Consider the following 21,663-nt stretch of genomic DNA (forward strand, 5'->3'; position numbering starts at 1 on the left):
CGGCACCTTGAAAACACGCTAAAACCCCTCGCCGGATTTGTGCACTCACCCCTGAGAGCGCTCGCATAGGCTGACCGCGCACGTCGGCCTCATGCACAGGCCAATCCGGCGTCGTTCATTCAGACGTCTATTTTTTTAGCGGCCCAGGAAACTGGTGTCGTCGCTGAAGTGCGGCCGGCATTCCCGGAATCCGGGAGTGGGCCGGACTTACCGGGGGTGGTATGAATAAGCGTCAGGTGGAAAGCATTCGTCGTAATTCACTCAGCAGGGGTATTTATCTCGCCCTGGCATCGATGCTGGCGATGCCCTTGTTCAGCGGCACCGCCCACGCCGCATGTACCACGGCCGGTGTGACCATCACCTGCCCCACGGGATCGAATACCAACAACGTTGCGAGCTCGACGGACGGAGTCACGATGACCGTGAACACCGGCGCGGTGGTCAGCGTGCCGCCCTTGCTCGGCGGCAGCGCGCTCACCCTCTCCGGCAATGGCATTACCCTCGACAACTCGGGCACGATCGACCCGGCGCTCAACGGCGGTCTGAGTCTGGCCGCATCAGGTGCGGTGCTCGGTAACAACACGGTCGGCGGCAACACGATCAACGTGCACAACCTCGCTGGCGGCAACATCAACGGCCTGGTCAACGCCCTTTCCCTTCTCAGTATCGGTGGCCAGTCACTGACGGTGCAGAACGCGACTGGCGGTGTCACCAACATCACGAACGACGGAACGTTCGGGATGCAGATTCTCGGTTTGAATGGGTTCACGACCGCGGATGCACCAACGATCCTGACCTACGGCGGTGGGCAGACGAACTTCATCAACTCCGCGGGCAAGAGCATTACCGGTCGTATTGGCTTCGGTGCGTCGAATACGCCGGGGGCCGGCAATACGTTCATCAATGCCGGCACCATCAACGGCAGCCTCTACATGGGCGACACGTCCACAGGCAACACGTTCACCGCGGTCAGCGGGTCGAGCGTTGTGAATAACGGCATCAGCCTCAACGCTGTCATCCTCACGCTCAACATCAGTCTTGCGGGCGCGGGCATCGTGGACGGCGGGCTCGGCACGAACAATCTCCTCGTTCTGCAGAACTCCGCGACCGGTACAGGCGCAGGTACCGGCGGTGCCGTCTCCACGATCAACGCCGCGAACTACCTCCACTTCCAGCACCTGGTGGTGAACAGCGGTACGTGGAATCTTCAGGGTGCGGCTGTTACGGATGACGCCACGATCAATGACGGCCTGGTCAACTTCGATAACGCCGGCGTCTTCGGCAGCCAGCCGATGACGGCCAAGGGCGGCGCCATCGCCGCATCGACAGCAGGTCTGTCGCTGGCGAATGCCATCAATCTCACGTCGGGTCACCTCGAGCTTGCTGGTACCAACGCATTCGGGCTCGGCGGCGTGATCTCCGGTGCGGGTGGCCTGACCGTCACCGATACCGCGGTCGTCACCCTGGGCGGTGCGAACCTGTTTACTGGCGGCGTGAATCTGAATGCCGGCGGCCTGTTGCTAGGTAACGCGGGTGCGTTGGGTACGGGTGCCTTGACCGTCGGCGGCAACGCCACGCTCGACACCACGGGTGCGTTCAATCTCGCCAACAACGTCGTCGTTAATGGCGGAGGAACGCTCAACCTCCTCGGCAACCAGGCCATGACGTTGAACGGCGCGCTCTCGGGCGCCGGCACGCTGGTGAAGCAGGGCGCGAGCACACTGACGCTCGGCGGCGTCGACAGCATGACCGGCGGCTTCTCCCTCACGGGCGGTTCCCTCGCCGTCAGCGCGGGCGGCGTGTTGTCGGCGACGCAGGCCATGTCGCTCGGTGCGGGTACCAGCCTCGATATCTCTGCGGCGGCGGCCGATCAATCCATCGGTTCGCTGGCGGGTTCGGGTACGACGAACCTCGGAGCTAAGTCGCTGACCCTCGGTGGGATCGGCAACACGAGTTATTCGGGAGCGATCGCTGGCACCGGCGGGCTGGTCAAGGTGGGAGCCGGCATACAAACGCTCAGCGGCAACAGCAGCTTCACGGGCGGTGTTGCCTTGAACGGCGGTGGTTTGCTGCTCGGCAACGCGAACGCGATCGGCAGTGGCGCGCTCAGCGTCGGCGGCTCGGTCACACTCGATGGCACCGCGCCGTTGTCGCTCGCCAACAACGTCAACCTCGGCAGCACCGGTTCGCTGAACCTCCTCGGCGGCCAGCCGCTGGTCTTCAACGGCATCCTCTCCGGGCAAGGCAACCTGGTGAAGAACGGCGCGACCCTGCTCACGTTGAACGGCGCGAACACGTTCACCGGCGGTGTGACGGCGAACGCGGGCGACCTGCTTCTGGGCAACAGCGGCGCACTCGGCAGCGGTGCCCTGAGTGTCAATGGTGCGGTCACGCTGGATGGTACGACGGCGCTCAACCTCGCCAACAACATGAACCTCGGCGCCGGCGCGTCGTTGAACGTCCTCGGCGGTCAGCCACTGACCTTCGGCGGCGTACTCGCGGGCACGGGTGGCCTGATCAAGTCGGGTACCTCCACGTTGACCCTTAGCGGTGCCAACACGTTTACCGGCGGCCTCAACATCGCCGCGGGCACCGTGCGGCTGGGAGCGGGTGGTCAACTGGCGGCGACCGGCGCGGTCACCCTCAGCGCACCGGGTGCAGGCTTCGATATTTCGGCAGCCGGCAACCAGGCCATCGGCGCCTTGTCCGGTGTGGCAGGCACGACGATCTCCCTGGGTGCGAACACGCTGACGTTCGGCGACGCAACCAACCAGACCTTTGCCGGCATCATCTCCGGCACAGGCGCCATCACGAAGACAGGCGCCGGTACACAGACGCTTGGCGGTGCGAACACCTTCAGCGGCGGCGTGAATCTCAACCAGGGTGGCCTGTTGCTCGCCAATGCGGGTGCGCTCGGTACCGGTACGCTCACCGTGAGCGGCCCGGGTACCCTCGACAGCACGACGGCCCTCAGCCTCGGCAACAACGTCAACCTCGCCGGTGGCGCGCTGAACCTGCTCGGCAGCCAGAACGTGGCGCTCAGCGGTGTGGTGTCGGGCACGGGCAGCCTGACCAAGAACGGCGCGTCGGTACTCACGTTGAACGGCGCAAATACCTTCACCGGTGGCACGACGGTCAACGCGGGCGGATTGCTTCTCGGCAATGCGAATGCACTCGGAACCGGTGCGTTGAATGTCGGCGGCGCGGTGACGTTGGACGGCACGGCCGCGCTTAACGTCGCCAACAGCGTGAATCTCAATGCGGGCAGCGCATTGACCTTGCCGGGCACGCAGGACCTTACCCTCGGCGGCGCGATCGCAGGGACCGGCAGCATCACCAAGAACGGTGCCTCACTGCTGACGTTGAATGGCGCGAACACGTTTACGGGCGGTCTGACCGCGAACGGCGGTGGCCTCCTGCTCGGTAACAGCGGTGCCCTCGGCACCGGTGCGCTGACCGTGGGCGGCGCGGTGACGCTCGACAGCAGCGCGGCGGTCAGCCTGGGTAACGGCGTCATCCTCAGCGGCGGTTCGCTCAACCTGCTGGGGAGCCAGGACGTCGCCCTGGGTGGTGTCGTATCCGGCACCGGAAGCCTCACCAAGAATGGCCCCTCGTTGCTTTCGTTGAACGGCGCCAACACCTTCAGCGGCGGCGTGAACCTCAATGGCGGCGGCCTGCTGCTCGGCAACAACAACGCGCTGGGTACGGGTGCGCTGAATGTGGGCGGCAGCGCCTCGCTGGACACCGGTGCGGTGCTCAGCGTGGCCAACAATATCTCACTCGCGGCGGGCGCGAACCTCACCGAGCTGGGCAGCCATGCGCTGACTCTTGCCGGTGCCCTCACGGGCGCGGGTAGTCTGACCAAGAACGGCACCGAGACACTCACGCTGTCCGGTGCCAACACGTTCACCGGCGGCACGACCATTAACGCTGGCTCGCTGGCGCTCGGCGCCGGCGGTAGTCTGGCCGCGAGCGGCTCGGTGACGCTGGCCGGTGCGGGCGCCGGACTGGATATCTCCGCCGCCGGCACGCAGACCATCGGCGCGCTCTCCGGCGTCACGGGTAGCACCATCTCGCTGGGTGGCAACACCCTGAACTTCGGCGACGCCACCAACCAGACCTTCGCGGGTGCCATCAGCGGCAACGGCGCGCTGGTGAAAGCGGGCGCGGGTGTGCAAACGTTCGACGGCGCGAGCACCTTCAGCGGCGGCCTTTCGATCAATGCCGGCGGGTTGGTCGCCGGTGACGATGCCGCGTTCGGCACAGGTGCCCTGACGGTCAACGGTGCGGCGACACTCGACGCCAGCGGTCCCGTGACCCTGGCGAACACCATCGCACTCAACGCGGGCCTGACCGTGCTGGGCAGCAACGCGATGATCCTCAACGGCAACATTGCCGGCACGGGCAGCCTGACCAAGGACGGCCTGGCGACGCTGACCCTGAACGGCGTAAACACCTTCACCGGCGGCACGAACATCAACGCCGGCACACTGGCGCTGGGCGCGGGCGGCAGCCTCACCAACAGCGGCGTCGTGAATCTGCTGGCAGGTGCGACCTTCGACCTCTCCGCGGGTAACGGCACGCAAATCTTCGGCACCCTCAGCGGTGGCGGCACGGTCAACCTTGGTGCGAACACGCTCACCATCGGTGGTCCCACCAACGGCCTCTTCAGCGGCTCGATCGCCGGGACGGGTGGACTGATCAAGGAGGGTGCCGGCACGGAAACCCTCACCGGCAGCAACACGTTCACGGGCGGCACCGTGATCAGCGCGGGCACGCTGGCGATCGGCGCCGGCGGCAGCCTTGCCGCCAACGGTGCGGTCAACGTCGCGGCCGTGGGTACCGGCTTCGATATCTCGGCGGGCGGTAACCAGTCGATCGGTGTGTTGAACGGTGTAACCGGAAGCACCGTGACGCTCGGCGCTAACACGCTGACGCTCGGTGGGGTCGGTAACGGAAACTACGATGGCGTGATCGCCGGAACCGGTGGCCTGGTAAAGAATGGCGCCGGCGTCCAGGAACTCGGCGGCGCGAACCTCTTCACGGGCGGTGTGACCCTGAATGCCGGTGGCCTGCTGCTCGGCAACAACGGTGCGCTGGGTACGGGTGCGCTGACCGTCGGCGGCAACGCCACGCTGGATACCAACGCAGCGCTCACGATCGCGAACACCATCAGCCTTACGGGCGGCACCGACCTCGACCTGCTCGGCACCAACGCGCTGACCCTCGGCGGCGCGATATCGGGCGCCGGCGGCCTGACCAAGGACGGCGCCGCGACCGTCACGTTGACCGGTGCGAACACGTACACCGGTGGCACGACGATCAACAGCGGCACGCTGGCGATAGGCGCCGGCGGTAGCCTGGCATCGACGGGCGCAGTGAACTTCACCGGTACGGGCACCCTGGACATCTCGGCAGGCGGCAACCAGACGATCGGCTCGCTGGCGGGTGTCGCCGGTAGTGCGGTCGCACTGGGGGGCAACACGCTGTCGCTGGGTGGCGCAACGGACGCCACCTTCAACGGGTCGATCGGTGGCAGTGGCGGACTGGTGAAAAATGGCACCGGCGTACAGACGCTCGGTGGCGCGAATAGCTTCACCGGCGGCGTCACGCTGAATGCGGGCGGCCTGATCGTCGGCAATAACGCGGCACTCGGCACGGGCGCCCTGACGGTAGGGGGCGCATCGACGCTGGACTCCGCCAGCGCGATCACCCTGGCGAACAACATCGTGCTCAACGCCGGCCTGACGGTGGTCGGCACGAACGACCTGACGTTGAACGGTAACCTTTCCGGCGCCGGCGGCCTGACCAAGGAGGGCCTGGCCACGCTGACCTTGAATGGCGCGAATACCTACACCGGTGGGACGAGCATCAACGCGGGCACGCTGGCCCTTGGCGCAGGCGCGAGCCTGTATGCCAATGGCGTCGTGAACGTCGTAGCAGGCGCGACGTTCGATCTGTCGGCCGGCAACGGCACGCAGACGTTCGGCACGCTCACTGGCAATGGCGCGGTGAATCTCGGCGGCAACTCGCTGATCGTCGGCGGTCCGACGGACGGCACCTTCGGCGGATCCATCGCCGGCACGGGTGGCCTGATCAAGGTGGGCACCGGCACGGAAACGCTGACCGGCGCGAATACCTACACCGGCGGCACCACCATCAATGTAGGAACGCTGGCAATCGGCGCGGGCGGCAGCCTCGTTTCTACGGGCGCGGTGAACCTGACGGCGGCCGGTACCGGTTTCGACATCTCGGCCGGCGGTAACCAGTCCATCGGCGCACTGAACGGCGTCGCCGGCAGCACAGTGACGCTGGGCGCGAATRCACTGACCCTCGGCGGTGTCGGCAACGCGAACTTCGACGGCATCCTTGCCGGTACCGGCTCCCTGGTGAAGAACGGCCCGGGCACGCAGACGCTTGGTGGTGCGAACACTTTCAGCGGCGGCGTCACACTCAATGCGGGCGGCCTGACCGTCGGCAACAACGCGGCGCTGGGCACGGGTGGCCTGACGGTCGGCGGCGGCACCTCGACCCTCGACACCACCAGCGACGGCGCGGCCACGCTGACCCTCACCGCAGCGGATACGTACACCGGTGGTACCAACATCAACGGCGGTACGCTGGCGATCGGTGCCGGCGGCAGCCTGGCTTCGACGGGCCCGGTGAACCTGACCGGCACCGGCACATTCGATATCTCGGCGGGCGGCAACCAGACCATCGGTACGCTGGCAGGCGTCACCGGCAGCACGATCGCGCTCGGTGGCAATAACCTCACGCTGGGTGGCGCGGCGAATACGGCGTTCGACGGCAGCATCGGTGGCACCGGTGGCCTGGTGAAGGATGGTGCCGGCACACTGGCACTGGGCGGCGCGAGCAGCTTCAGCGGTGGGGTGACCTTGAATGCCGGCGGCCTGAGTGTCGGCAACAATGCGGCGCTCGGCACGGGTGCACTCGCGGTGGACGGCGCGGCTTCCTTGGATGCGACGGTGGCCACCTCACTCGCGAACGACATCGCCCTCAACGCGACATTGACCCTTCCGGGAAGCAACAACCTCACGCTGGATGGCGTCATCTCCGGCGCCAGTGGCCTGGTAAAGAACGGTGCCGACACGCTTACGTTGAACGGCAGCAATACCTTCACCGGCGGCGCTACCGTCAACGGTGGCACGTTGGTCGTCGGCAGCAATGCGGCACTGGGTACCGGTGACCTCGCCATCAACGGCGCCGCGTTGCAGGCCGGCGCGGCGGTAACGCTCGGTAACAACGTCACCGTCGGCAGCAACGGCGTCACCGTGCAGGGCCCGGACGATCTCACCTTGAACGGAAGTCTCAGCGGCACCGGCGGTCTCGACAAGGAAGGCACGGGCACGCTCAACCTGGGGGGGTCACTCGCTGGTTTCAGCGGCGACCTGACGGTCAACGGCGGCATCCTCAATGCGAGCAATCCCTACACCGGTGGCATCTCGGTCGGCGCAAGCGGCGCCCTGAACCTGGACGGCAGCGGCAACGCGGTCACCGTGGCCGGACCGATCGGCGGCACGGTGAATCTCGGCGGCGGCAGCAGCATCAATATCGGTTACGGGGATCTGCCAGGCGTGACGGGCACGGTCAACGGTACGGCGCCGGGTTCCACGCTCAACATCACGGGCACGGGTGAAGCCACCCTGCCGGGCGGCTCGTTCAACGACATCACCAATCTCACGGTCGGTGCGGGTACGTTGTCGGTGGACAGTGGAACATCGGTGACCTTCGCCGGTGGCAGCACCATCGGCGGCACGTTGGTGGTGAACGGCAACCTCGGCGGCCCCGCCACGATCAACGCGGGTGGCGGCCTGGTCGGTGGCGGCACGATTACCGGTCCGGTCACGGTGAACGGCACGGTGGCGCCGAGCGGCGTCAATGGTGCGACAGGTGCGGCGGCGGGTACGGGAACGCCCGGCTCGGTGCTGACCGTCGGCGGACTGACCCTCGGTGCGGGCTCGACCACGGAGATACGCAGCAACAGCGGCGGCACCAGCGACAGCATCAACGTCAACGGCGGCGCGACCCTCGGTGGCCAGCTGGTGTCCACGCCTTCGGCGGGCACGTACGGGCCGACCACCAGCTACACGGTCGTCAATGCGAGCGGCGGCATCACCGGCGCCTACGCCGGCGTCACCCAGAACACGCTGCCCTTCCTCGATGCGAGCGTCACGCAGCAAGGGAACCAGTTGATCCTCACGTTGAGCCAGGCCGGCAGTGGCCAGGGTACCGGCGGTACGCCGTTCGACCAGTTCCCCGGCCTCAACGGAAACCAGCAGAGCGTGGCGGCGGCGCTACAGCAGATTGCTACCTCGGGCGGTAACCCGTTGCCGACCTTGCTGGGTTACGCACGCGGATTACGTGCCGACCAGGCCATCAAGGCGTTCGATTCGCTCTCCGGTGAAACCTACGCGTCGGCGGCGAATGCGGAACTGAGCGGGCAGGGTCAGTACCAGGACACGCTGTTCTATCGGCTGAAGCTGCAGCGCGATACGGGTGAGCAAGGATCCGCGGTCTGGGCCGAGCCGTATACCTCGAGTAGCGATTTCGACCGCAGCACCGACGCGGCCCACACCGATTACCGCATCCACGGCGTGATCATCGGCGCCGATGCGCCGGTAACGCCTGACCTTCGCCTCGGTGTGCACGCCAACTTCGCCAACTCCCGCACTGAGGTGAACAGTCGCGGCGACTATACCGACGTGGACCAGGCGTCGATCGGCCTGCACGCGCTCTACTTCAATCAGCAACAGTGGTGGGTGGAGGGCCTGGCGTCGTATGGCTGGCAGAATGCCGACAGCAACCGCCGAATCGTTGTCGGTCCCTATGATCCGCAGGCGACCGGGCAYTACAACGGCAAGACGACCAACGCCGCGCTGGAAGGCGGCTACCGCTTCGATCTCGGCCACGCCATGCATCTGGAGCCGTTCGCTGGCGCTTACTACACCAAGGTCAAGTACGACTCGTTCACCGAGAAGAACGCCGGTGACGCCGACCTGAGGGTGGGGCGAAGCGATGCGAGCAGCATGCAGTACGGCGTGGGCGCGCGATTGATCGGTGATGTCGACCTGGGCGTGGAAGGGACGCGCCTGCATCCGATCGTTCTGGTGCGTTACCTGCACAACACGAAGAACGACACGGTGTCGGTGAACAACGCCTTCGCCGGCGAGCCGTCGGACAGCTTCGTGGTACAGGGTTCGCGACCGGTGCAGAACCACTGGCAGGCAGGTGTGGGCGTGAGTTTCGACATCACGCCGAAGGCGAGCACGTTCGTGTACTACAACGCGGATGTCGCCTCGCACACCACCAGTAACGCGGTGAACCTCGGCGTCCGCTGGAATTTCTGAGCAAGCGCCAACGGTATCGGAAACCCTTGGATCGGCCCGCTGTTGTAGGAGCCGATTCATCGGCGAAAGGATCAGGCGTCATTGGCGGGATATCGCGACGCCATTTCGCCGATGAATCGGCTCCTACAAGAGATCGTTTCTATCAGGGTTTCTCAGCGAACGGACTTGAACGCGGCGCGCAATTCCTCGGCGAAGAGTTGCGGTTGCTCCCAGGCAGCGAAATGGCCGCCCTTGCTCACCTGGTGGTAGTAGTAAAGGCTCGGGTAGGCGGCCTTGCTCCAGCTTTCCGGTGCCTTGTAGATCTCCTTCGGGAAGACCGTGATCGCGACGGGCACCTTGATCTCGTTGGTGCGCTGGGTGACCGAGCTGAAGTTATTGTTGTTGTTCTCCCAGTAGAAGCGCGACGACGACGCACCGGTGTTGGTCAGCCAGTACAGCGTGATGTCGTTGAGCATCTCGTCACGGGAGAGCGCGTTCTCGGCCACGCCGTTACTGTCACTCCACTGGCCGAACTTCTCGTACATCCAGGCGGCGAGGCCGGAGGGTGAATCCGAGAGCGAATAGCCGATCGTCTGTGGGCGCGTGACCATCATGGCGCCGTACGCGGCATTGCGACCAAAGAAGCTGCTCAGTGACTGGTAAGCCTCTTTTTCGTCCGGCTTGAGTTCGGCTGGCGCAGCGTCACCGGCGTTGATGCCCTTGACCAGGTTGCCGGGAATGGTGGCAGGCATGTTGAGGTGGATCGCGAGCAGTCCCTTCGGTGCCTGACGTGCGAGTGCATCGGAAATCACCGAGCCGTGGTCGCCACCCTGGGACACGTAGTGCTTGTAGCCGAGGCGCTTCATCAATACGTCCCAGGCACGCGCAGTGCGCTCAGGGTTCCAGCCCAGTTCCGTGGGCTTGCCGGAGAAGCCATAGCCCGGGATCGAAGGAATAACCACGTCGAAGGCATCTTCCGCGCGACCACCGTAGGCCACCGGGTCGGTGAGCGGGCCGATGGTCTTGATGAACTCGAAGGTCGAGCCGGGCCAGCCGTGCGTCAGGATGAGGGGCAGGGCATGCGGGTTCTTCGAGCGCACATGGATGAACTGGATGTCGACGCCGTCGATGTTGGTGACGAACTCAGGCAACGCGTTGAGCTGCGCCTCGGCCTTGCGCCAGTCGTAGTCGGTGCCCCAGTACTTGACCAGAGCCTGCACGCGGGCGAGCTGCACGCCCTGCGATTCGTCTTTCACCACTTCCTTGTCCGGCCAGCGTGTTTCCGCAATGCGACGACGAAGGTCGTCGAGCTGGTCCTGCGGCACATGGACACGGAAGGGACGGATGCTCTCGTCGACCTTCGTCGTGCCGGTGACAGCCGGTTGTGCGTAAACCGAGGGTGCGAGCGTCGCGAAGCCAAGCGCGATGGCGAGCGTGCCTCGGGCGAAGGAGGTGCGGCGGGCGGTGGGGGCGTGTGCGGATGACATCATCGTTCTCCTGTGATCTTCCATAGATAGGTGGGCGTGTTCACAGTCTATGGAGGGCACCCGACGCCCCTCGTGTCCGGAAAGGCGGCTATTTGAAACACTACGTATCCCTCACCGATCCGTATACAAAGCGGTACAAACGCCGGGGAACCAAAAGCACTACTTGTGCAAAGGCCGCCTAAGCAGGCACCCTGCTTCGAGGGCACCCATGCAAGGAACCTGGGTAGGTCAACGCAGCAGGTTCCGGGGGTCAATGGCATGAATGCATCCGTGCGTGCGTCACGATGGCTCGGTGCCCTTGCCTCGCTGCTGCTCGCGGGCACGGCCGCCGCCGCCCAGCCCCTGTCGCTGGGCAGCTACCAGCACACGGCCTTCCAGAAGCAGGACGGTGCGCCGGGCGATATCGCCAGCCTCGCGCAGACCGCCGATGGTTTCCTCTGGATGACCGGGACCAAGGGCGTGACACGCTTCGATGGCGTGTCCTTCCGGCCCTTCAGGCCCGTGCCCGGTGAAGCGTTTCGGGCCGCCCAGTTGAACGGGATCTTCCCTGCACAGGGCGGCGGCCTCTGGATCGCCAATTCGGACAGCGGCCCCACACTGCTCAAGGATGGCCACCTCAGTCACTTCGACGAGCCGAAGGGCGCTGTCGCCGCGATCCACTCATTCTTTGCGGACCCCGAGGGCAGCGTGTGGGCGGTGTCTCCCCAAGGCGTGATCCGCTTCAAGGACGGAACCTGGGTGATGGTCGAGCCCAATACGGCCGATGCGTCGACCAGTCGCGGACTCTTCGACCGGAGTGGTGCCTTGTGGCTGGTGGGCGGTGGCAAGGTCCGGGTCCGTCCTCGTGGCGCCAGGGCTTTCATCGATGTTCCCAACGGCCCCGACAAGCCCCGGTACATCTTTCGCGGGACGTCCGGCCGGCTGTACATCACGACGCGACTGGCCGTGTACACCTACCGCGTCGAGGGGTCGACGCTCATCGAAACGGCAGCGCCCTTGAGTATTTCCGCCAGCGCGGTGCAGGAAGACGACGAGGGAGCGGTGTGGGTCACGAGTACGACACGCGCCGTCGCCTTTGTCTCCCCCGACGCCCTCCGTCGTGCCGAGGCCGCGCACGCCGAACCGGTCGCGGAGTTCATGGACCGCGCGGATGGCCTTACCGGCAGCTATGCATGGCCGATGATTCGGGATCGCGAAGGCAACATCTGGGTGGGGACTCAGAACGGCGTGGATCGGTTCCGGCGATCGGCCTTTACGACGATGAAGCTTCCCGATGGTATTCACGAGGTCTCGGCATCGGTCGACGCCGAAGGGTCGATCTGGGTCGGCAGCGAAACCCATGCCTTGCTTCGCCTCGTCCCTCCTTCGTCGTGGCTGGAGACGGAGGTCCCGCGGCTCACCATGGCGACGTTCTTCGATGCCAGGCGCGATACCGTATGGGCGGCCGCGGTGGATGCCTTGTGGTCCATCTCGAACGGCATACCCACACGAGCCACCGCGGTTCGCGAAGGCGGCCCCCATGCGGCGAACAACTGCGTCGTCAGCGACAGCCAGGGGCGCGTTTTCGTCTGCATGAGCCGACCGGAACACAACCTGCTGGTGTGGGACGGTCACGACTGGAGCGACGCCACGACGGTAAGCCTGCGCCCGAAAGTCCTTGCGATGGACGAGCACGACAACCTCTGGGTGGGTGCCGCGGGAGAACCGCGCCTTACGCGCATTGCGCAGGGCGTCGCCACCGCGTTCGATGAACGGCAAGGGCTGCAGAAGGGTGTGATCAGGGCCCTCCTTGCTGAACCCGACGGGGTCTGGATCGGCGGTGACGAGGGTATCCAGCACTTCGACGGCAAACGCTTCACGTCCATCGGGGCGCTGGACGACGATGCCTTCGAGACGGCTACCGGCCTGGTCAAGGACGCCGGGGGCAACTTGTGGATCCAGACGCTCGACGGGGTTCGCGAAGTGGCATTGGATGACCTCTCCAAAGCCCTGGCGGCGCCTGCGACGTTCGTTCCCTACCGCGCGTTCGACGCGACGGATGGCTTGCCGGGCGCACCGGATCCCGATCGCACCTTACCTACGCTGCGCCGGAGTGCCGACGGCCTGCTCTGGGCGCAAACGGCTTCTGGCCTTGCATGGATAGATCCCCGGCGCATTCCGGAGAACCGCGTTATCCCGGTGGTGTACGTCGAGGGCGTGACCAGCGGTGATACGGCCTACCCGCTCCTTCAGGCGACAGCCACGCTGCCCGCCGACATGCGCAGTTTCCGCGTGTCCTATACGTCGCCGATGCTGAGCCGCCCCGAGCGCGTTCGCTTCCGCTATCGCCTGGTCGGGTACAACAACACATGGCAGGAAKCGGGCTCGAGGCGGGAAGCGGTCTTCACCAACGTGCCACCGGGTAGCTACCGTTTCGAAGTCACGGCGTCCAACGAGAACGGTGTGGTCAGTACGACGACAGCCAGCGCGCAGATTGTCAGGCAGGCTGCTTACTACGAGACGTGGTGGTTCCGTGCACTCGGCATCCTGCCGGTGATCCTTCTCCTCTGGCTCGCGCATAAACGGCGCACGCACGCCGTGACACGTAGCCTTCGCATTCGCGCCGAGGAGCGCGAAGCCGTCGCCCGCGATATCCATGACACGCTGCTGCAACGTTTCCAGGGGCTGATGCTGACGCTCCAGGCATGGGCGATGGACGAGACGATTCCGCGCGATCGTCGCTCGGACATGCTGGAGGTGTCCGACCAGACGCGCGCTGCGCTGCTCGAAGGCCGTGAGCGCATTCTGTTGCTCCGTCGTAACGAGGACCACGGGTTGGCGCTATACGACCAGATCGCTGCCGAAGGCCGCCGTCTGCACGCCGCCCATGGGATGGCTTTCTCGCTGGAAGCGAATGGAACACCGCGGGCGCTGGCAAAGGAGTGTCAGAGTGAACTGCGCGACATCGCCTTCGAAGCCCTGCGTAACGCCTTCGTACACTCACACGGCGAAAAGGTCGTCCTCGTGCTCAGCTATGCCGAGGACGCCTTGTGGCTGGTGATCACGGACGACGGGACGGGCTTCGACGAGTCGCTCATGGCGAAAGCGCGCGAAAGTGGCCACTTCGGTCTGATCGGATTGCGTGAGCGCGTGACGCGCCTCGCGGGCACGTTGAGCGTGGAGTCCGAACCGGGCGAGGGCACCGAGATTCACATCAAGCTGCCCGGACATACCGCGTATGCCGGGTATCGGCGGCGCTGGTGGTCGACGATTCGCTAAGCGCGGACGATGGTCATGAGTCGAGGAAGCCTCGCTGCACCGCGATCATTACGGCGTGCGTTCTGTCGAGCGCGCCCAGCTTGGCCATGATGCTGCGCATGCGCGATTTGACGGTGTCTTCGGAGACGAACAACGCTTCGGCGATCGCCTTGTTGCTTTGGCCGGCCGCGGCTAGCCGAAGCACGTTGGTTTCCCGTGAGGTGAGGTTGTCCGAGCCCGCATGCCGGGCGATCTCGTGGGCTACTTCGGAAGCAACGACGTGCCGACCCGCCACCGAGGCACGGATCGCCTTGATGATCTCCTCCAGCGTGGCGGACTTCAGCAGATAGGAGGTGGCACCCAGGGTCAGTGCACGCATCACGCGCGCGTCTCCGGGGTAACTGGTCAAGACGATGATGGTCGCGGTGGGAAATTCGCCGCGGATGGCAGCGATGGCTTCCAGTCCATCCACATGAGGCATCTGCAGGTCGAGCAGGGCGACCGTCGGCTGAAGGTCACGGAACAGTGTGATGGCTTCGGCGCCGTCCGCTGCCTCGCCGACCAGCTCCATATCGGCTTCCTGGGTAATCGCCGCGCGCAGGCCACGCCGCATGATCGGGTGATCGTCGGTGATCAGTACCCGGATCTTTTCAGACGGATCGATCGGCTCGGTCACCTGGAATCTCCCTGTTCACATCCCATCTTGTGAAGAACGGCGGCAGCGTTCAATACCCAAATGGATGATTCTTGCTATGGGTACCGGGTCGTGACACGAAAGTGTGAGCGCCGATCCCACGATCGGATGGGCATCTGGCCCCGAATTAGGATGCCCTTTGCCTAATTTGCATCCTAGTCTGTTGCTGTCGGCGGGATACAGGGGCCGTCTGACGCAAACGACCAGTAAGGCGGGGTCCATGATCTCCACACTCGTGTCGATCGAAAATGCGCTCTCATCGTTCCTTCGGCGTTCCATCGGCGACCAGCAGCCAGCCGATGACCCGGTGTACGAGCACGTGGCGATGGCGTTGCAGGCCTTCAAACAGACGGCCTCGAGGCCGGCGGCGCCGATGTCACGCACAAGCCGCGGCTGCCTCGCTGCCTGGCAGCTACACGTCGCCTGTGACCACCTGACGAACGAGCTGGACCTTGGCACGGCGATTCACCGCGCCGCGGAAGCCTGCAGCGTGTCGCGCAGCCATTTCTCTCGTGCCTTCAAGGCAAGTACCGGTCTGTCGCCGACCCACTGGCGCCTGGAGCAGCGCGTGCGTCGTGCGCAGACCTTACTCGAAGTCGCCGACCGGACCCTGGTCGATATCGCCGCCGAATGCGGCTTCGCCGACCAGAGTCACTTCACCAACGTCTTCTCGCGATTCCGTCGACAGAGCCCGGGCGCCTGGCGGCGCGATGCGGCCAGGCGTTCGGCGCGAGCCTAGTGCTTGCCGTCGCGCTCGAAAACGAATGCTGCCGCCTGGAGATCGCCTCTCATCAGCACATCGATGCCGTGCTCCATCCAGTACGCGCCGCTTGCGACATCCGGTGTACCCGGGGCCGCCATGCCGTGGATGCTGCGATACCGATAGCGGGTCGACGGATCGAGACCGCGAAGGCGCAAGGTCGGGAACGGTCGCGCTTCTTCGCCTTGCCGTTGGAAGGCGAACAGCACGGCCTGGCTGCCATCGCCGGCCACCGATTCCGTCGCGGACCAGGGTGCACGGTCTTGCGGTGACAGCAGGCGATAGAGATCGCCCTTCTGCACCGTACCGCGGATCGCCTTGTACTCGGTGATGTAATGGCGCGCCGTCGTCTCGTCCGCCGGCGTCCACTCGAGCAGGTTCGCGCCGATGCCCAGCCCGCCCTGCATGGATGAGAGGAAGCGGAAATCGAGCGAGCTCGTCCGGTTGTTCACCCAGTTGGGCGAGCCGGTGACCCAGGCCATCATCGTGGCTGGCGCATAGGCCTGGCTGAAGCCGTCCTGGATCGACAGGCGATCCGATGGGTCGGTGTTGTCCGACGGCCAGACTTCATCGGTGAGCGCCATGATGCCGAGATCCACGCGGGCACCACCGCCGGAGCAGGATTCGATCTCGACCTTCGGATGGCGTTTGCGCAGCTCGCGAATGATGTCGTAGAGATTGTTGACGTACGCGACGTAGACCTTCTGCTGCTCGTCGGGCGGCATCTGCGACCAGCCCGGCTCGGACCAGTTGCGGTTGTAATCCCACTTCAGGAACTGGATGTCGTTGTCCTTGAGCAGGCCATCCAGCACCTCGAGCACGTGCGCCTTGACGTCCTCGCGTGCGAGGTTCAGCACCATCTGGTGCCGGCCTTCACTGCGGTCGCGTCCCGGAAAATTCAGCACCCAATCCGGATGCGCGCGGTAAAGGTCGCTGTCCGCATTGATCATCTCCGGCTCCACCCACAGGCCGAAGCTCATGCCGAGCCCGTGCACTTTGTCGACGAGCGGCTTCAATCCGTTCGGAAACTTGTTCCGATTGACCACCCAGTCACCGAGGCCGGCGCGGTCGCTGTTACGCGCGCCGAACCAACCATCGTCCATGACGAAGCGCTCCACGCCGAGCGCGGCAGCCTTCTCGGCAAGGCGTACCTGGCCGGCTTCATCGACTTTGAACTCGGTGGCTTCCCAGGAGTTATAAAGGACCGGACGCAGGGGGGTGCCCGAACCTTCCGGCAGGATGCGGTCGCGTTCGAAGCGATGCAGCAGGCGCGATGCCTCACCCATGCCGTCGCGCGTGTAGCCCGCGTAGAACACCGGTGTATCGAGTGCCTGTCCGGGCTGCAGCTTGTAACCAAAATCGAAGGGGTTGTATCCCCCGACCACGCGCACCTGGCCGAGGATGTCCTCGTCCACGCGGATGCTCCACGAACCGCTCCAGGCAAGGGCGCCGAACCAGACATCGCCGTGGGTCTCGCTCCATGCGTTGCCGCGCCCGATGGCGAACCAGGGATTGTTCTCGTCGCCCGTGCTACCGCGACGGCTCTCGAGCACGGTCGCGCCCGGCGTGATGGCGCGTGTCTGCAGGTGCCATTCGCCAGCCCAGGTGCCGGTGAGGTAACGAAGCGAATAATCGCTGCCGCGCGGCAGGTTCCAGGCGGCGGAGGCGGCGCTGTCGATCACCAGCGACTGCTGTCCGGTGTTCTGGATATGCGCGGAGCGGCCGACGATGCCGGTCGACGCGTCTGCTGTGTAGCGCAGCGTGACAGCGACGCCGGCCTGGGTGTCGCGCAACACGATGGACAGGGCGCCATGGTCGATCGTGTAGCTGTCGTAGCGGAGCACGAGGTCGCGGTTGCCATCGGCAAGGCGAATCTTCAGTGCAGGCGTGGCCGTCATGGCGCCGCCCCAGCCCGCATACTCTTGCGGCGAGAGGCTGCCGGCGGGGTCGAACGACGAACGTTCCGGCGCGGGCGTCGCCGCGCCGAGCGGGTCGCCGGATGCCAGCCGCGCGCCCCAGTAAAGCGTCTGCAGCTTGCCCTGGGGGTCCACACCCATGGCGTAGGTGACACCACCTGCATCGAGGCGGAACACCTTATGTGCGGCGTCGTACGTCGGCGGCGCGGTCGCCGCCGACGTCGTCCGCGTCGCGGAGAAGGCGGGCATGAGAAGGAGACTTCCCGCAACGAGCGTGGCGAACCGGGCGATCCTGGCGTGACGCATCAAGTGTTCAACCTCTTTGTTAATGGAGTGCCATCAGCCCTCGAACACCTCTGCACGAAACACGAAGTGGCGTTCGAGCGTTTCGCCGGCGCCGAGCAGGGTCATGCCGTTTGCTGCCGGGCCCCCCGGAAGATGCACGGCATTGATCGGGTGGTCCACCGGTTCGAAGCAGAAGAAGTCTTCGTCCCCCGGTGTATAGAGTACATAGGCATCGACATCTGCTTCGACATGCAGGCGCAGTGCGTGTTGTGGCCATTCGATAACCGCGCGGCCCGTCCAGCCGGAGAAAGCGTGATTGACACCATCGGCAGGCAGCGGCAGGCCCGTCCGAAAGTCCCAGGGCGCCGGTACCGCGCCATGATGCGTGGGAAGGGGGCCTCGTCCATCGTTGTGCCAGACGCCGGTGGCGGGGGCCAGCAGCGTGGCGCCGCCATGAAGCGGAAAAAAGGGATGCAGCCCGAGTCCGAAAGGTAAGGCGTCGTCGCCGGTGTTGGTGACGCTCAGGCGCACTTTCAGCGCGGCGCCGTCCAGCTGATAGTGCAGGCTGGCGTGGTACGAGTAAGCGTCGCGCGCTGCTTCGATCAGCTCGAGGTGGGCCTCTTCCGCATCGTGCCGGCGTACGGTCCAGCGCCTTTGCCAGCCGCTGCCATGGATCGGATAGGCATCGTCGTCGCGATTAAGCGGCAGGGATACGCGCCGTTCCCCCATAAAAAAGCCGCCGTGGGCAATGCGATTGCTCCACGGCAGGAGGGGGTAACAGGCAAGTCGATTGGGCTCATAGCGGCCGGGGGACCGCTCGGGCTCGCCGAGGCAGGGCCGCATCAGCGGCACCTCCTCGTCGCCACCCAGCCAGTCGAAGCGTGCGATGCCTCCGCCGGCCGACGGAAACAGGCACACGCTCAACCGGTCGTTGCACAGCTGGATCACAGCGACGCGCGCACACCGAGGAAGAAGGTGCGGCCATTGGCCTCGGCATAGCTCTGGCGATCGTCGTACACCTGGTACTGGTAGATGTTCTCGTTGGTCAGGTTGGTCGCATCCACGAACAGCGAGACATGCTCGTTGAGCTTGTAGCTGGCGCTGAGATCGAGCTGGCCATAATCCTTCACCGAGGTCGGCTGGCTCTGGTTGCCCGCGATCGAGGCGAGGTACTTCGCACGCCAGTTGTATGCCACGCGCATCTCCACCGGGCCCTTCTGGTAGTACAGGCTCGCATTGTAGGAGTTGCCGATGCCCGGCACCGCGAACTTGCCCGCATTTGCCAGCTTGTCCTGGCTGATCGTCGCGTCGCTGGTGACGTAGGTGTAGTTGGTCGCCACGCCCAGGCCGTCAAATGGCGAAGGCAGCTTGGTGAACTGGTAGTTGAAGGTAAACTCCGCGCCCTTGATCGTGGCCTCGTTGAGGTTCACCGGCTCGGTCAGCAGGAACGGGAAGCCCAGCAAGGTCGTCTGGGTGGTGATCAGGGTGCTGAAATTGCTGACCTGCTTGCGGAACAGGTTCAACGCCGTGTAGCTGGTTTCGTTGAAGTACCACTCGATGCCGGCATCGTAGTTCTTCGACAGGTACGGCTTGAGCTGTGTGTTGCCGCGCGTAACCGTCTGGTCCTGCGGGCGGAAGCTGTACGACGCCGAGGCGGCCAGATTGCTCAGGTCGGGGCGGGTCAATGTCTTGGATGCCGCGGCGCGGAATACCACGTTGTCGAGCAGGTTGAGCTTGAAGTTCGCCGACGGCAGCCACTCGTGGTAGTTACCGTTCTCCGAGATCGGGCTCAACGCGCCGTACGTCGGAATCGCATTCGTCGGGTCGTTCGGATTCACGGCAATGCCGACGATCGGCACCGAGTACGCGTAAGAGGTGGTGTTCGTCTTCGTATAGCGCATGCCGACGTTGAGGGTCCACGGCATGCTGCCGTCACCTTCGAGCGTGGCCATGCCGTAAGCGGAACTGATCCGCTCCTTGATCATGCTGTAGGTATTCGGATCCGGAACCGACGTGAAGCCACCGCCGTTGGCGTCGAGCTGTGCCTTGAAGGCCGCCGCGTTGGGCAGCTGGTTATAGGCCGCGGGCGTGGCCAGGTAGGCGAACAATTTGTTCACGTCGTAGCTTACCCAGTCGCGCGGGAATCCCGGCGAGGCACCGTTGACGAGATTTCCCGCATGGAACACCTGGGCGTTGACCGCATCGGCCGGCACATCCACCACGTAGCCGCAGTACTCGGCGCAGCCGAAACTGTTCGGCGTGTTGTACGTCACTTCGGTCTTGGTGCGGTTGGAATTGGACAGGCCGAAGTCGATGCGCGACAAGGTCCCATCAAGGAAGCTCTTGCCGAAGTGCAGCTGGTTTTCGAGGATCTTGTCGCTGACGTTCGGGCTCTGCGTGCCCTGGTTGGTCACGTGGGCATGCAGGTCGTTCACGTCGGTGGACGGAAGCAGGCCGGTATAGCTGCCGAGATGGTCGTCCCCGTTGTTCGTCCATGTCGGATTCACGCCGACATTGCGCGTACCGAGCACCACGAAGTAGCCGCCTTGCGACTGCTTGTTCCACGCCCCGGATGCGGCGGAATCCAGGTCCAGCTCCATCGACGGATCGATCTGCCAGGTGATATGGCTGCCGAACTGCGTGTTGAAGGCGTCACGCGGGTTGGCCTGTTCCGCGTAGTCGTTCGACATGCCGCCGGACTGGTCCATCACGAAGTTCTGCGCGGTGCCGTTCGCGCCGGGCGTGATGTTCTGGATGATGCCGGTATTGGTATAGGAACCGAACGCCTTGTACGTCGAGTCCACCTTGTACTCGGAGAAAAGGCCATCGAGCTTCACGGTCACGTCGTCCAGCGGCTTCCAGTCGATAGCGCCGTTGAACGAGGTGCGCGTGCGGGTCTCATTGATCACCTGGCCCTGCAGTGTCTGCGGCAGCGACAGGTTGGTGTACGACGGATTGATCCGCGAGAAGTCCTGGTTCTGCAGCCAGCCCAGGGTGTCGATGGACTGCTCGATGTGGTCGCGCTTGTAATAGACGACCGAGGCGAGCCAGCCGAACGTGTGGTCCGCGTTCGTGTTGCCGATGATGCCGGAGACTTTCGGCGTCGTCTTGTTGGCGAAGCCGCCATTGATGCTGTCGTTGACGCCAGCCGCGCTGCCTGCGGCATGCCATCCGTTGAAGTCGAACGGACGCGCCGTGATGATGTTGACCGTACCGCCGATACCGCCTTCTTCGAGATCCGGCGTGCTGGTCTTCTGCACCACGGCCTGCTGGATCACTTCCGAGGGCAGTACGTCGAAGTCGAAGGCGCGGTCGCTGGCCGCGGTAGGCATGGTGCGGCCGTTGAGCAGCACGTTCACGAAGTCGGGACCGAAACCACGCACGGTGATCTGGTTCGATTCGCCGCCGCTACGATTTACCGACACGCCGGGTACGCGCTGGAGCGCGTCGGCCACGTTTTGATCGGGGAACTTGCCGGCTTCTTCTGCCGACACCGAGTCCACCGTGTTCACCGCGTCGCGCTTGGTCGACTGCGAAAGGAACAACGACTGGAGCTGGCCGGTCACGGAGACGCCGTTGAGGTCGGTGACAGCTTTTCCGTCGGTCGTTCGCTGGGTGTCCTGGGTGGAAGGGGCAGGCGCGTCCTGCGCGTGGACCGGCATGAAACCACCGATGAAACAGATGCCGAGCATGCCCGCCAGTGCGTTGCGCACCGACAGCGCGAGTACCTTCCGCTGCATTCCTTAACTCCCCACTATGGATGAATTTGCGGCGCACGGTTCCCCGGGAAGCAAGTCGCCTTGCCTCCATCACCGCTCTCACTCGCCGTTCAAGATTGTCCCGTGGGTCAATTGTAGTATTTTATTATTATATGACCGCAAGCTGCGGCGCAGCATTTGCGTGAAATGGCGCTGCACGGGGCTTCCCGCCGGCCCGC

General features: G+C 64.7%; 8 protein-coding genes. 3 read left to right on the forward strand and 5 right to left on the reverse strand.

Features of this window, described 5'->3' with window-relative positions:
- Window positions 1–221: 221 nt before the first annotated feature.
- Window positions 222–9,368, forward strand: a complete 9,147-nt coding sequence (locus AC1DSN_RS03630) for an autotransporter-associated beta strand repeat-containing protein (RefSeq protein WP_477329619.1) — start codon at window positions 222–224, stop codon at window positions 9,366–9,368.
- Between the two features lie 152 nt (window positions 9,369–9,520).
- Here AC1DSN_RS03630 and AC1DSN_RS03635 read toward each other — a convergent pair whose 3' ends face one another.
- Window positions 9,521–10,837, reverse strand: coding sequence for an epoxide hydrolase family protein (locus tag AC1DSN_RS03635; RefSeq protein ID WP_477294574.1), 1,317 nt, complete (start codon window positions 10,835–10,837; stop codon window positions 9,521–9,523).
- A gap of 267 nt (window positions 10,838–11,104) precedes the next feature.
- On the opposite strand from AC1DSN_RS03635, the gene AC1DSN_RS03640 reads away from it, so the two are divergent.
- Window positions 11,105–14,092, forward strand: coding sequence for a sensor histidine kinase (locus AC1DSN_RS03640; protein WP_477329621.1), 2,988 nt, complete (start codon window positions 11,105–11,107; stop codon window positions 14,090–14,092).
- A 13-nt stretch (window positions 14,093–14,105) separates the two neighbouring features.
- On the opposite strand, the gene AC1DSN_RS03645 is transcribed toward AC1DSN_RS03640, so the two are convergent.
- Window positions 14,106–14,747 carry a response regulator transcription factor gene (locus tag AC1DSN_RS03645; RefSeq protein WP_197478261.1) on the reverse strand — a complete coding sequence of 214 codons (642 nt, stop codon included), beginning with the start codon at window positions 14,745–14,747 and terminating at the stop codon, window positions 14,106–14,108.
- Window positions 14,748–14,985: 238 nt separating this feature from the next.
- Here AC1DSN_RS03645 and AC1DSN_RS03650 point away from each other — a divergent pair, with 238 nt between their 5' ends.
- A complete protein-coding gene (locus AC1DSN_RS03650; RefSeq protein WP_477329623.1) occupies window positions 14,986–15,504 on the forward strand; it encodes a helix-turn-helix transcriptional regulator in 519 nt (172 codons plus the stop codon).
- On the opposite strand, the gene AC1DSN_RS03655 is transcribed toward AC1DSN_RS03650, so the two are convergent.
- The 3 genes from AC1DSN_RS03655 to AC1DSN_RS03665 are packed head-to-tail and all read right to left on the reverse strand — an operon-like array spanning window position 15,501 to window position 21,466.
- The gene (locus AC1DSN_RS03655) at window positions 15,501–17,747 is read right to left on the reverse strand and encodes an alpha-galactosidase (protein ID WP_255548593.1); all 2,247 of its coding nucleotides are present in this window, start codon (window positions 17,745–17,747) and stop codon (window positions 15,501–15,503) included. The genes AC1DSN_RS03650 and AC1DSN_RS03655 overlap by 4 nt on opposite strands.
- Window positions 17,748–17,780: 33 nt before the next feature.
- A complete protein-coding gene (locus AC1DSN_RS03660) occupies window positions 17,781–18,644 on the reverse strand; it encodes an aldose 1-epimerase (RefSeq protein ID WP_477294386.1) in 864 nt (287 codons plus the stop codon).
- A gap of 26 nt (window positions 18,645–18,670) precedes the next feature.
- Window positions 18,671–21,466, reverse strand: coding sequence for a TonB-dependent receptor (locus AC1DSN_RS03665; protein ID WP_477294384.1), 2,796 nt, complete (start codon window positions 21,464–21,466; stop codon window positions 18,671–18,673).
- Window positions 21,467–21,663 lie beyond the last annotated feature (197 nt).

Source organism: Luteibacter sp. P4_D7_3 (genome assembly GCF_056401735.1).

Coding starts and splice junctions, on each gene's coding strand:
- AC1DSN_RS03655 (WP_255548593.1), bottom strand. CDS start 17,747: ATGCGTCACGCCAGGATCGCCCGGTTCGCCACGCTCGTTGCGGGAAGT.
- AC1DSN_RS03665 (WP_477294384.1), bottom strand. CDS start 21,466: ATGCAGCGGAAGGTACTCGCGCTGTCGGTGCGCAACGCACTGGCGGGC.
- AC1DSN_RS03650 (WP_477329623.1), top strand. CDS start 14,986: ATGATCTCCACACTCGTGTCGATCGAAAATGCGCTCTCATCGTTCCTT.
- AC1DSN_RS03635 (WP_477294574.1), bottom strand. CDS start 10,837: ATGATGTCATCCGCACACGCCCCCACCGCCCGCCGCACCTCCTTCGCC.